At 33.2% G+C, this 12,074-nt stretch carries 19 protein-coding genes and 1 pseudogene; 7 read left to right on the top strand and 13 right to left on the bottom strand.

Features of this window, described 5'->3' with window-relative positions; all coding sequences use genetic code 11:
• Positions 1 to 6 precede the first annotated feature (6 nt).
• The 3 genes from OTG27_RS11230 to OTG27_RS11220 are packed head-to-tail and all read left to right on the top strand — an operon-like array spanning position 7 to position 763.
• On the top strand, positions 7 to 258 hold the full coding sequence (locus tag OTG27_RS11230) for a sunset domain-containing protein (RefSeq protein ID WP_268936943.1): 252 nt from the start codon (positions 7 to 9) through the stop codon (positions 256 to 258).
• A gap of 33 nt (positions 259 to 291) precedes the next feature.
• Complete coding sequence (locus OTG27_RS11225; protein ID WP_268936942.1) at positions 292 to 525, top strand: hypothetical protein; 234 nt, start codon at positions 292 to 294, stop codon at positions 523 to 525.
• A gap of 28 nt (positions 526 to 553) precedes the next feature.
• A complete protein-coding gene (locus tag OTG27_RS11220; protein WP_268936941.1) occupies positions 554 to 763 on the top strand; it encodes a hypothetical protein in 210 nt (69 codons plus the stop codon).
• Positions 764 to 815: 52 nt separating this feature from the next.
• On the opposite strand, the gene OTG27_RS11215 is transcribed toward OTG27_RS11220, so the two are convergent.
• The 3 genes from OTG27_RS11215 to OTG27_RS11205 form a co-directional block, all read right to left on the bottom strand.
• Positions 816 to 1,478, bottom strand: coding sequence for an N-acetylmuramoyl-L-alanine amidase (locus tag OTG27_RS11215; RefSeq protein ID WP_268936940.1), 663 nt, complete (start codon positions 1,476 to 1,478; stop codon positions 816 to 818).
• A 25-nt stretch (positions 1,479 to 1,503) separates the two neighbouring features.
• On the bottom strand, positions 1,504 to 1,731 hold the full coding sequence (locus tag OTG27_RS11210; protein ID WP_268936939.1) for a BhlA/UviB family holin-like peptide: 228 nt from the start codon (positions 1,729 to 1,731) through the stop codon (positions 1,504 to 1,506).
• A 151-nt stretch (positions 1,732 to 1,882) separates the two neighbouring features.
• Positions 1,883 to 2,302, bottom strand: coding sequence for a hypothetical protein (locus tag OTG27_RS11205; protein WP_268936938.1), 420 nt, complete (start codon positions 2,300 to 2,302; stop codon positions 1,883 to 1,885).
• A 188-nt stretch (positions 2,303 to 2,490) separates the two neighbouring features.
• Between OTG27_RS11205 and OTG27_RS11200 the strand changes: the two genes are divergently transcribed.
• Positions 2,491 to 3,213 (top strand): hypothetical protein, encoded by a 723-nt coding sequence (locus OTG27_RS11200; RefSeq protein WP_268936937.1) that lies wholly within the window; start codon positions 2,491 to 2,493, stop codon positions 3,211 to 3,213.
• Between the two features lie 212 nt (positions 3,214 to 3,425).
• Here OTG27_RS11200 and OTG27_RS11195 read toward each other — a convergent pair whose 3' ends face one another.
• The 3 genes from OTG27_RS11195 to OTG27_RS11185 all read right to left on the bottom strand — a co-directional run bounded on the left by OTG27_RS11195 (position 3,426) and on the right by OTG27_RS11185 (position 6,101).
• Positions 3,426 to 4,322, bottom strand: a complete 897-nt coding sequence (locus OTG27_RS11195; protein ID WP_268936936.1) for a hypothetical protein — start codon at positions 4,320 to 4,322, stop codon at positions 3,426 to 3,428.
• A 252-nt stretch (positions 4,323 to 4,574) separates the two neighbouring features.
• Complete coding sequence (locus OTG27_RS11190) at positions 4,575 to 4,814, bottom strand: hypothetical protein (protein ID WP_268936935.1); 240 nt, start codon at positions 4,812 to 4,814, stop codon at positions 4,575 to 4,577.
• A gap of 396 nt (positions 4,815 to 5,210) precedes the next feature.
• A complete protein-coding gene (locus tag OTG27_RS11185; RefSeq protein WP_268936934.1) occupies positions 5,211 to 6,101 on the bottom strand; it encodes a site-specific integrase in 891 nt (296 codons plus the stop codon).
• Between the two features lie 357 nt (positions 6,102 to 6,458).
• Between OTG27_RS11185 and OTG27_RS11180 the strand changes: the two genes are divergently transcribed.
• The 3 genes from OTG27_RS11180 (at position 6,459) to OTG27_RS11170 (ending at position 8,091) form a co-directional block, all read left to right on the top strand.
• On the top strand, positions 6,459 to 6,629 hold the full coding sequence (locus OTG27_RS11180) for a hypothetical protein (RefSeq protein WP_268936933.1): 171 nt from the start codon (positions 6,459 to 6,461) through the stop codon (positions 6,627 to 6,629).
• A gap of 63 nt (positions 6,630 to 6,692) precedes the next feature.
• On the top strand, positions 6,693 to 7,313 hold the full coding sequence (locus OTG27_RS11175) for a lasso peptide biosynthesis protein (RefSeq protein WP_268936932.1): 621 nt from the start codon (positions 6,693 to 6,695) through the stop codon (positions 7,311 to 7,313).
• Between the two features lie 505 nt (positions 7,314 to 7,818).
• Entirely contained in the window at positions 7,819 to 8,091 is a 273-nt protein-coding gene (locus OTG27_RS11170; RefSeq protein WP_268936931.1) for a hypothetical protein, read from the top strand.
• Here OTG27_RS11170 and OTG27_RS11165 read toward each other — a convergent pair.
• The 7 genes and pseudogenes from OTG27_RS11165 to OTG27_RS11135 form a co-directional block, all read right to left on the bottom strand.
• Entirely contained in the window at positions 8,071 to 8,541 is a 471-nt protein-coding gene (locus tag OTG27_RS11165) for a head maturation protease, ClpP-related (protein WP_268936930.1), read from the bottom strand. The genes OTG27_RS11170 and OTG27_RS11165 overlap by 21 nt on opposite strands.
• On the bottom strand, positions 8,531 to 8,716 hold the full coding sequence (locus tag OTG27_RS11160) for a hypothetical protein (protein ID WP_268936929.1): 186 nt from the start codon (positions 8,714 to 8,716) through the stop codon (positions 8,531 to 8,533). The genes OTG27_RS11165 and OTG27_RS11160 overlap by 11 nt, the downstream gene beginning before the upstream one ends.
• A 57-nt stretch (positions 8,717 to 8,773) precedes the next feature.
• Positions 8,774 to 9,520 (bottom strand): annotated as a pseudogene (locus tag OTG27_RS11155) (phage portal protein); the annotation flags it as partial.
• A gap of 332 nt (positions 9,521 to 9,852) precedes the next feature.
• Positions 9,853 to 10,410 carry a terminase TerL endonuclease subunit gene (locus OTG27_RS11150; RefSeq protein ID WP_268936928.1) on the bottom strand — a complete coding sequence of 186 codons (558 nt, stop codon included), beginning with the start codon at positions 10,408 to 10,410 and terminating at the stop codon, positions 9,853 to 9,855.
• A complete protein-coding gene (locus tag OTG27_RS11145) occupies positions 10,397 to 10,597 on the bottom strand; it encodes a hypothetical protein (protein ID WP_268936927.1) in 201 nt (66 codons plus the stop codon). Before OTG27_RS11145 ends, OTG27_RS11150 begins: the two co-directional genes overlap by 14 nt.
• Before the next feature lie 254 nt (positions 10,598 to 10,851).
• Positions 10,852 to 11,565, bottom strand: coding sequence for a terminase large subunit domain-containing protein (locus OTG27_RS11140; RefSeq protein WP_308789440.1), 714 nt, complete (start codon positions 11,563 to 11,565; stop codon positions 10,852 to 10,854).
• A 95-nt stretch (positions 11,566 to 11,660) separates the two neighbouring features.
• A complete protein-coding gene (locus OTG27_RS11135; RefSeq protein ID WP_268936926.1) occupies positions 11,661 to 12,053 on the bottom strand; it encodes a P27 family phage terminase small subunit in 393 nt (130 codons plus the stop codon).
• Between the last annotated feature and the right edge of the window lie 21 nt (positions 12,054 to 12,074).

Here is a 12,074-nt window from a genome sequence, read left to right as displayed (position 1 = left end):
TACTTAATGAATAAGTATGTTAAAGCATTCCTAATAATCTATGTTACTGCTACTATAATCATTATTTTCACCCAAACTAAATCGGCCTCATCCGGCGATTGTAGCGATCCTCAAATCAAAGGTAATGAAACAACATATAACGGAGAGAAAATTTATCATACTCCAGATGGAAAATTCTATGATGTAACAGATGCGGAAGAGTGGTTCTGTACGGAAGAAGATGCTGAAGCTGCAGGGTATCGAATGAGTGAAAGGTGATAAAACAATTCTTTTATGGGAGGAGGTTGGTGAATGATTAAAGTCTATGTAGATGTTTACTCCATTGATGGGAAAGCTGTAATTATGGTTGTAGATGGAAGAACGCCAATAAATTCTATGATTATAGATAAAGAAACTCTACACTATAATATTACGAAAAAAATAAAAGAATTAAAAAATTGGAACAGTGATAAACAAGTGGAGGTATATGGTGTAACGTATCAAGAAAATCCACATGTTAAATATGATTTTGAGTTTGAGGATTAATAAAAGGAATTTTAAAGGAGAGATAGTGATGAAACTTATTGAAGAAATCCTGACTTTTGAGTACGAGACAAAGGCAGAAAGAAGAGAGCATCGAGTAGAAATGGAGAGGCAAGGTTATAAAATTTTAGAGGAAAATATTACATTAGACCTCACTGGACATGAGCATATACTTTGTAAATATACGATTAAACGAGAAGGTTATAAAGGGAGTCCTTTAAGTGAAGGATCAATAAAATGACATTTAAAGGAAATAAAAACAGCCCCTCTCAATTTTAAGAAGGGCTATAATTCTATCCTTTTACAATATTCACTGAATATCCTTTTTTCTTCAATTCTGCAGCTAATTTATTTGCATTCTTCTCATCAGAGAAAGCACCTACTTGAACCTTATGTAAAACACTTTTCTTTTCAACTGGTTTAGCTTGTTCTTTCAACTTTTTACCTGATAACGTTTCAGCTATTGCTTTACAACATTTATCAAAGTTCTTTTTGTAAGAATCAGCATTAGTTTTAGTATCGACAAAGCATACTTCAATTAGGATAGCTGGTTTAGCTGTACCTTTTAGGAATCCCAGATCAGTCCGTTTTTTTGCTCCTCTATCTTTAATTCCAAGTGCATCTGCAATTGCTTTTGATACTTTCGCAGCCAATGCTTTATTACCGTCGCCATAATAAAGAACCTCTGTGCCTCCAGTTTCCTTTGTACCAGCATTGAAATGTACAGATACATCTAAATCTCGACTTTTACTATTGTGGTATTTTACTATGGTATTGATATTATCGCGTTGAGTTTTTGATGTATCATCATTAAATGTATGTACTTTACAATCTAATTCTTTTAGATATTTAGCAACTTTCGGTACTACCTTCCTAGCTTCATTAACTTCATCTAGATACCCACTTGCTCCAGGTACTACTTTAGCGTGTCCACTTGAAATAACGAATTCATTCAATTTTAAATTCCTCCTTAGTTAGTTATTAATTCTTATTATCTTGAACGATGATTTGTTTAATTTCATTTACATCTTGAGCCAGTGTTGAGAATGCTTGAGCTTGTGCTTCAATTACGTCTTGATTCTTTTCAATGACAGCTTGATAATTTGCTTCTCGTTCTTTATTAGTTTTCATTGTTGAGTACAACATCCATACAAATAAGGCTGCGAATCCACCTTCTTTTAATAGCATGTTGAATATTTCTGTTTCCAAAATCCCCTTCCCCCCCTTTCGTTGCATAATAAAAAGCCGCCCTTTATGAGGACGACTATTTAAGATTATTAATTTGTGTATTCAATCCTTGGCCATAAAATCTTCCAATGCACTTTGCCATTTCTTGATTGATAATTTAGTATTTCTATTTCTACATTCCCATTCTCATTCGTAGAATAGGAATGTAAGTCCGTGAAACCGATAACACCTCCTCCTCTTCAGTCGTCACCTCAAAGATTAATACTCGTTCAGGAATAAGGTGTTTAATACCTGGAATATTCGAATTGAGATAAATTTTATTATCCTTATCAGGTATTGACGAACCTGATGTATTGAATAAAGGTGGATTACTCTTTATTAAACTTAAAAGACGCTTATCAATTTCTTTATTAACTCTGTCGTTAACTATATTTTTTATTAAAAAATAAGCCGCTCCTCCCAATACAGCAATTAGTACTCCTAGCATAGACCATATTTGCGACGTCATGTGCCTAGAATATTCATCTACTAATTGCACCATATTCTGAAGATTTTCAAGTTTTAATTCTAATTCATTCAATCTATCTTTCATCATTTTCCCCTCCCTAACAAATTATACCTTTTTTTATTAAAGAGGGTCTCTAAATTTTATTTGTTTCATTATGTTTTCCACAACCGCACAGTTTGTTCCTACTAAAACATTACGTGAATGATTTTTTTGTGTATTCTCATTTTTAAAAATAATATAATATAAAATAAATAAAAAGTGAGGGTAAATAAATGAAAAACAGTTTTAAGTTACTTGTTACACCCGATGAACCATTTCCAATGCCACCACTCAGGGAAATAGGAACTCATTATATAACAGATAAAAGCATGCCGCACCTTGAAGCATTAATAACACTTAGAAGAAGAGCAATATATCATCAAAAGAGGTTGAATAATTGTCTAGATGATCCGTTAATCGAAACCTTAAAACATAACTTATTAAGGAATTTTGATGCTGAATCTATCTCTGCTTACTGGGATAGGATGTTCCCCCTAATGGAAATTATTGATGCAGAGTTAATTGCAATGATGCAGGCTTTACATTCACAATATGACGTCTTCGCTCAAGTAATTAATGCTGAAATAATAAACTTATCCCCAAATGATGTTTATTACAAAAAAATTAATAAACAGTTAACTGAATTCCCGGATTTAAAATTAGTTATTGAAAACATCAAAGGGCATGAACACTTTAGATATCTTGATGATCTAATTAATACGAATAAACATATTTTTACGCCCAGGATAGAATTTGATATAAATGGAATTTATTTGATGGATGATATATCAATTGAAAGCTTCGACCGCAATAATACATCTCATGCTGAAACAAAGATACGTTTTATGTCCCATGAATTAAAATCTTGGGTCGATTCATCCCTTAAAAGACTTTCTGTATCATTGAAGTCTTGTCAAATTACAGTATTGGAACAAAAAAAGAACAACTCTAATTAAGTCCTCTTCCAAAAGAGGACTTTTTAAATTGATAGTTGTTAAAATCTTATCATTTTGTTATTTCATTGTATCGTCTGTACTCAGTTATTCAGTTATGAATACCGCACGGTTTAATCCGAAAATCCAACATAAGAATATGTTCTTTTATAAATATTTTAATACGGACTGCAATAGTGATTACAAATTTTGTAAACCTAGAGTTGTAATCACTATTATTTATACAATGGACAGCTGTTATAGATGAAAAATATAGCATCAAGTGATGTCCTTAACGCCCATTTTGCCTTCTCTTTATCTAGATCCACATTATCACCGTGAGCAATCTTATTACGAAGTTTCACTAGTTTTGTCCATTGTGTATTTATAGGATTTGTACCTTTACCTTCACCTTGAAGACCTACGCCATTTAACTCTTTCAGTAATTCATGCGCTTTAGATTGGATATTCCCCAATCTTTCTAGAATTACATAGGAAGCACCATCGGAGAGTCCTTTGGAGATTAGTAATTTATTTAATGTGCTGTCAAGAAAACTTTCGAACATCATTTCTGAACATAAAACAGCAATATTATATTGTCCATGTACTATTTGTTCTTTGACTTGAGTTAATAGATGAACCCATGTTTCAATAGGTTTATTTCCACTTTTCCCATACACCATCCAATTAACACTTAGATTTTCTCCGAATTTTTTAACCATTTCACCTTCGTCATCTGTCTCAGATGATACTATACCGAAAGAATCTGATTCAATTTGTGAATGAAAATTAGGGGCGACAGAACAAAAACCATCTTGGCAAGTTAACATTACTTTAGTTATTAAAACTTGTTTAGGTAATGTTATTTTGTGTTCTTTTCCCACCACGATATTAGTGCTTCCAAAATACTGGGTATCATAAATAAATTCCCATGTACCAAAATGATCATCTTCCACCAGCTTATTAATCAAACCTTGAAAATACAAAAACTCATTTCCGCAAGATTCGCATTTTATATTCTGATTAAAAAGGTTTTTTTCGAGACTCATTTCTTTTATTCCCTTTACATCTAAACCATAATTCCAACCACTTTCACATTCATTACAATAAAATTTGTTAAGTAATTCTATCAATATATTGGCCACCTTTTTCATGAAAAGTTTGTAATCACCATTTATTGTGAACTAATTAAAATTTTACTACATACAATCACTTTAATCACCATTATTATTCTCTTTACAAACAAACCCTAAATCTATTCAAATTGTTTATCATCGAGTAACGTAAAACTTCTTTCAAAGCATAAAAAGTCTCTCTTTAATAAGAGAGGCTTAATTTTTGTTACTTATTCAATTTTCATTACCGCACAGTTTGTTCCAATAGTTTTAATACAGATCAATTTCTTCGATGTCAATGTCAATATATTTTTGATCAATGTTTAAGGCATTACTTAAAAATCCTTTTACATCCCCACCTGAGATGAAAATTTCCCCGCCAAAGTTATTCTTTTCAGCGAGAAGTTTAGAAACCCTTTTATTTTCGTTAACATCATCTAATTTTACATTTATTTTAGCAATACTATGATAATCATCTTGGTAGGAATGATCAACTAAGACTTCAATCATTTTTTAAACCCCTTTAGTTTATTTTCATTTTAACGGATACCCCATGTCTGTAAAAGCCCATTAAGGCTTAGTTCAACAATCATTATCCTGCTGTAAATAATGGAGCACCTGCATCTGTAACAGTTAATTTATAACGTGTTCCATTTGCACTATACATGTATGTACCTTCAAATCCACCCACTGCATTATTCAATATTGCTCTCGTCAGTCCAACTAAATCATTATTGAATGTCTGAATGTTACTACATGAAGCAGTAACTTCTATCCCATACTTTTGATACACACCTCGTACCCTGTTATTGTAAACACGACCTTTTTTTTGTAGAACTGGATAAGCTCATAGAACTTCTTGTGCTTCCAGTTGCATTTTCAAGTGTAATGTCAATAAGTATGTTATTATGAATCGCCACTCCATCTAGACCAGAAATAAGGAATCCAGTACGCCCCCCTCTTTCCGCTCTGTTTCCGCTTTTCTTCACGAATTATTTTTCGATGTGCTATCAATACTGGAATCAGGTTCTGCGGAATGCTGATAGAACGAATGCTGGATTTATTCTTTGCACCTGTTTTTATTTCAGCTTTTTGAGTCAACGTTTGACGGATATAGATAACGCCATTATCAAGATCAAGATCTTTAAATCTCAAGCCAAGAATCTCACCTTCCCTGCATCCGCAAAAAAAGCCAATAAGAAATCCAGGAAAACACCTTGTTAATCGTTTAGTCTGCTTTGATGCGGCTATAAAATGATTAATTTGTTCACTTGTCCAAACATTAATCTCTTTCCGCTTTATCTTAGGGAGTGTAATTCCAATAGTAGGATTATCCCTTACTAATTTTATTGTAGTTGCCTTCTTCATTGCTGAACTTAAAATACGAAATATTAGATGGATAGTGTACTCAGAATAATTACCTTCCTGAACCAATTCATTAATAAAGTTTTGTACTAACAAAGGACTTAATTTTTGGACTTTAAAGTGGCCAAGTCGAGGTTTTATAACCGTTCTAAAGTAAATACGATGAGTCTCATAAGTACTTGATTGTAATTGTATTTTGCGCTCAATAAACCACTCGTCCATAAAACGTTCTAAACTTAAGTTAGACAAGTCGGTAAACTCATCCTGTAGAACTTCTGATTTTAATAGTGTCATTGCATCTAATGCTTCTTGTTTAGTAAGAAAGCCTCTTCTTTTAATTTGTCTACGTTTTCCAGACATGGGGTCATTACCAGCGTCAAATACCAGATCCCACTTCTTTGTATTTTGATTTTTTTTTACGCTGCCTTTCATAGCTTAAGAGCCTCCTATGACTCTCAAACTCGTTATCTACTCTGTCTAATATTTTAACACGGTATTAAAATATGGTGATAATTATAATTGAGGAAAAATAAAGTTAGATTAGCAAAAACAAACTTTTATAGTGGGAAATTTATGGTTTTATTAAAGTTGTGTTCACAATACAGTTATAACCTAATACTTAATCAATTGTGATATTATTAAGAATTATATAAAAACTAAATAGGAGTTGTTTTTCATGTACAAAGTTTAGCTGCGTTAGGATTATCAATTTTACTAACTGCGTGTTCTTCAAGCGGTGGGAGTAGTGGAGACAGATACACAGATGCTGTAGATCCCGAGTATGAAGATATGGAGGAGTCATATACATTAGATGAAGCAAGAGACATTCTTTATGATGAAATTTATGAAGAGGGTTTTGAGGCTGGATATGAAGAGCGCACTACAGAAATATCTTATCAATTAGACGATGTATTGTCCGGTCTAACCACATTTGAAGACTTTGTATATGAAAATCAGTAACTCTTAATAAAGAGAAATTGGAGTATAATAAACTAAGATTAAATTTAAAGGGGAGTATTTTAAATGGGCATTTCAATAAAAGAACGCTTACGAAATAAATCATTTGACCATGTTGCAACTAAAACTAAAATCGCAATTGGAGAAATTGAAATTTCAAATCCAAACGCTGACAAAATTAAGAAAACTTATAATGCAATGTTGGATTTTATGGTAAAGAAACCAATGCAGGGAGGCTGTCATTTCTATTCTGTTGCAATGTTCATTCTTTTACGAGAACAAGGTGTCGATTGTGAATTATTAATAGGTGATGTAGATGACGATTCTTTTCATACAAGTTACTGTCATTCATGGGTAGAGATAGATGAGAAAGTGTATGATTTGGCGATAATGTTCCCTCGTTATATGGATGGACAACCTCCAGTGTTTGCAGGAATTGACTTAGATACGAATGAATTGCCCAACAGAAAGTATGGAATCAGTAAAGAGTTGCACACTAATGATAAAACTGGTCTGGCTGCATACAAATTAAGTGTCTCAGAATACTTAGACGGAGATCCAAAAGGGAAGAATATCTTATGGGAATACATAATTAAAATGGGGAAACACATATTGCGTGGTAAAGATGTAGTAGAGTTGAGGGAAAAGTATAAAGATGTCAAAAGGTCAATTAAGTATTTATACTGAGTTACTTCACTAATAACCAATCTAGATTAAGCCTCTAAAAATAGAGGCTTTTTATTTTGAGAAATATTTTGGTGTATTTCAACAAATATTGTTGGCTTCATTTAGTTCGACATTATTCCATCAACAAATCATCAAAAAAGTTGTTGATCAAAATAAATTTTCATACATTTTAATGAATATTTATAAAACGAGTTCCATTCATAATGAAAATTATCATTGCAACTGAACGATAATTACACTTGAAGTAAATAAAATTATACAAAGTGACGGAAACACCGTGATTACAGGGGATTGACCTATGAGGAATAAAGGAATATATTTACTTTAACAGCAAGTTTTGATTAACATAAGATCACTATTTACTTAGGAGGGTGGGTGATTTTGATGTATAAAAAGGGAAAATATTATACACAGGGTCAAATTACTAACAAATGAAATTATAGAATGATGGAGGAACTAAAATGGAAGAAAGCAAACGAATCGAAAAGGGGACAAGAATAAAGTTGTGGATATTATTGATTATCAAATTAAAAAGCCAGGTAATGATATTTGGAGTTTATACAAACTCGGAATATTAGAAATCCGACTAAAGAAGATGAGATTCAAAAAAGGATCACCTGAAGAGTTGATATCTAAATTCTCTAATGAAGTCGCAACCGAATTAGTAAGAGCTGGAGGTGTTGATGATCTTGAATTCGAAAGGTTAAAAGATGACGGTCAAATTGAAGAATGTAAAGAAATTATAGAAGAAACATTTCTAAAACATAGCCACATTTAGATTTTCCTGATAAATATTCAAAATGCCTTGTTCCATAACATCAAGATCATCAGCCATTTTTCTTAAATCTTTTGCGTTTCCTTGTGTTCCAACCCAAGGGGAATGAATCATAAGAAAAGCATTACTTGGTATAACTAACTTATCTCCAGCCATGGCGAAAACACTTGCAATGGAAGCCGCTAATCCATCTACATGAACAGTCTTATGTGCTTTATGTCGTTTAAGCATGTTGTAGATTGCTATTCCACCAAAAACACTACCTCCACCAGAATTTATGTAAATATTTAAATTAGGCTTATCTTTAACTTCGTCTAGGAAGTTCTTAATATTGTCTGGATACTGGTCTGTTGATTCCCATGCACCCCATTCAGAAGATACAATATCCCCATAAAAATACAGGTCTGCAGATTCTTCTGTTTGATTTTTAATTTCCATAAATTTATTCGTCAATCTTTCCCCCCCCCTTCGAAGCTTCTGTAGTTACAGTAGGTTTTTCAATATCATTGATTTTTACATTTGCAGAGTTAGTAAATAATTGATCTGCATTCCCACCTCTAGAAGCAAATCCAAGTTGATCCCTAGATTCATCAGGGGAGAATATACCTGCACCTGTAAGCTTAACCAATCCATCAACCTGTTTCTCATAATCAGCTCTTAGTATTGCATTCGGATTGAATTGAAACTAATATCCTGCATCAATCTCTCTTTCCAATAAAAGCTTGTTAGAAATCTCTTCCTCATAAGCCTTTAGAATAGGTAATAATGTATTGACATAGAAATCACGTTGCTGTGTTTCCACATTTGCATAATTTCCCTTGTCATAATCATTTAAGAAACTAGGTTTAATCCCAAAAGCCGCTGAAATTTGTAACGAGGTATACTTTGATATCGGTAAAAATTGTGAATCGACCATGTTCATGTTCAAAGTTTCTAGTTTAAAACCCAGAGGAACTACAGGTAATTTCCCACCTTTTTCTGCTCCAACAGCATAGGTATGTAACCCATTAGCAAAAGCATGAGCATCAGATTCACTAATATTCATGTTATCTGCATAAGTTAAATAGCCTTTTCCTATTAATCCTGTTTTGTAGTAATTGTTCAAATAGTTAGTAGCTCTTTTGCTGTTATCAATCTGTGTTCCTAACATCTGACGAATAGACAATCCCATAATTCCATCAAATGAAACTGATGTTTTAAAATGTAGAATTTCATCACTGTTGAATTTGTATTGCTTACCTGTTTGTTTATCAGAATAGTGATACCAGACAGCATTTACTGCATTTACTTGTCCAAATATACCCTTCTCACCAAACCTTACTTGCACATCTGTACTAGGTAATACCCATAAATGTTTCATACTTCCATTAGGATTACGTTCAATGTACACATATGCGTTTCCATGTTGGTTACGATTCATCTCTACTGCTGCCCAAAATGAACTAGGTTAAGTAGTTGGATTAGGTTTTCTTAAAACTTTGTATGCTGGATGGTCAGTTACACTTACTAAACCGCTATCTGTATCTTGATACATCTTTAATGGTTACTTGGCTAAACTTTCCGAAAGGATTCTAAGGCATATATTATAAGTGACATCTGACATGTCATCATTACTTATCATGTCATCACCTAGAAATAACCTAAGAAAATCTGCACTATCCAATCCAAATGTATCTCTTTGTTTTACTTCATTTTTAAACTTCATAAATTAAAAAAAGTCCTTTATTCCCAAATATAACACCCCCTTCTAAGTTAGATGTGTTATCACCAACCAAATTTCTTAAGAGCATCTTCGCCCCTAAATTGTGAGAAGTTAAATTTAACTTTCATTGCCTGATGCCATGCATCAATGATTGCATCCACTGGATCAATGCGTTTTTTTTGTAGGTTTTTATCAATTTTGATTTCACCATAAGAGTTAGAAACTGTTTCAGCATTTGCAACTGACCAAGAAAGCAATGCACTCTTCTTGTTGTACAGTACATTTTTAGCTTCAACTTCTAATTTAAAGTCACACGTTGCATCATTTAACTGCTTATGAGACTGCCCCACTTCAAATACGGGATATCCTAATTCACTTAAATCATGCAAAAAAGCTGATGCATTGTGTGGATCATAGCAAATCAATTTAACTCTTAGGTTATATTCCTTAATTACCTTCTTTAAATACTCAATGATGTACTTGTAGTCTGTTTTGATTCCACCTAGAGTACTTGTAGTAGTAATTAATCCATCCCTTACACATATATCGTAAGGTGCATTATCGGTTTTGATATGCTCTGCTATACGTTTCTCAGGCATAAATGAATTACGAATGTACAAAATATTTCTTAACACCATCAACTTTATGAGGGATAACAATTGACAATGAGGTCAAATCCCCGCCACTCGATAAATCCATTCCCACATAACCTTCTTGTCCTTTGTAATCTTCAATCGTTTTATCTGACTCACAATTCTTCCAATGTTCAAGATTCATATATTGATTGTCTGTAAATTGCACCCACATATTTAACCGCTTAGTTAAAAGAAGTCTCTGTAGTCCTCTCCACCATTTCTTCTTGCTTCATCTGCTGTATCTAACATTAGCTTAATTCCTTCTTGCGTTCGGCAAGTCAAAGGGTTTGCCTTAACCCAATTGGAACTATCCCACATATCGTCTTCTTCATCTAATTGAGCTATGTAAATAAACCTTGATTCATTAGTTGCAACACCTTCAAGAATGCTAATACAGTATTTATACATGCTATAACAAGGCGAATTTTAATCAAATCCTGCTGTTGTGATAATGCTGATAAGAGTTTCCTTTAAATTACCTGTTCCACCCTCTAAAATTTTGTACATCTCATTCGTCTGGTGAAGGTGATATTCATCTACGATTCCTAAAAAAGGTCGAAATCCGTCGATTTTTGTATCTCTACTTAATGCCATAATCTTAGAATCAGTATTCAAACAATCAATTTGTCCTATGTATTCCTTGATTTTAAACAGTTCTTCTAGTTCAGGGTCTGCCTTAATGAACTTGATCATCTCATCTACAACAATCATGGCTTGTTTTTTCTTAGTCGCAGAACAATAAATATATCCTGCAAAGTTTCCATAGTATGTACCTAGTACACCATTCATCAAACTTTTTCCATTTTGTCTTCCAACTTGAACATAGCTTGAACGAAACCTTCTGAATCCTGTATCCCTGTGTTCCCATCCGTTCAAGTTTGAGAATATAAAAGCCTGATACGGTGCTAATTCTAATGGGAACTTCTCTGAACCTTCTGCAATTACTAAGGTTTCAGCAAAGTCCAGTAGCTCATCTGCCCTCTCCTCATTGAAAACATAGGGAAAATCCTCACTATATACCTTTAACTTTGACCTATCTAAGTCATCCATGAACCTCTGACACGATAATTTTACGAGTCTTCCTGCTACTTCTTTACCGCTTAATACGTCTTCTGCATACTGTATTGCCCTTTGTTTCACTTCTTACCACCGCCAAACTTGTTAAACTTATTTTCCTTTTTAGCTTCTGGAGCTTTAGGAACAATAATTTTGCAACGTGAGGAAATGGTCATACCTTAATCTTGTGCTGATGTACGTGCTTGCTTGTACCAAAGTTCTATATTTTTAGAAAATTTAACGTAGTGTTCATTGGTGACATATTGACCATCTTCTAAAATTACAGGCTTCATTTTCTTTAATAATTTGTAACATTTTAACCATTCTTCTTGTGCAATCAAGTACCTCGCTACTGCATCCACATCTAAATTTGACATGATCTCTACTCGCAATAGTTCATCTGTTAACTCATAGAATTCCCTTTTTAACTTTGCTGAAAGGTGAGTAGGTGGCTTGATTTTGTCAGTGTTTTTCTTAATTTCCTGTGCTTTCCTTTGTTCGATTTCTTCCTTAGTAAAGTTCTTATTCCCCTTATGAAGAAGCAAATCAATAGGTTGCTTATGACCAGCCATACTCTACACACCTCCTGCTCT

The organism is Peribacillus sp. AS_2 (genome assembly GCF_026891895.1).
Classification (GTDB): domain Bacteria; phylum Bacillota; class Bacilli; order Bacillales; family DSM-1321; genus Peribacillus; species Peribacillus frigoritolerans.
The sequence above is the reverse complement of the archived record's forward strand: the minus strand, read 5'-3'. Positions and strand labels throughout refer to the sequence as shown.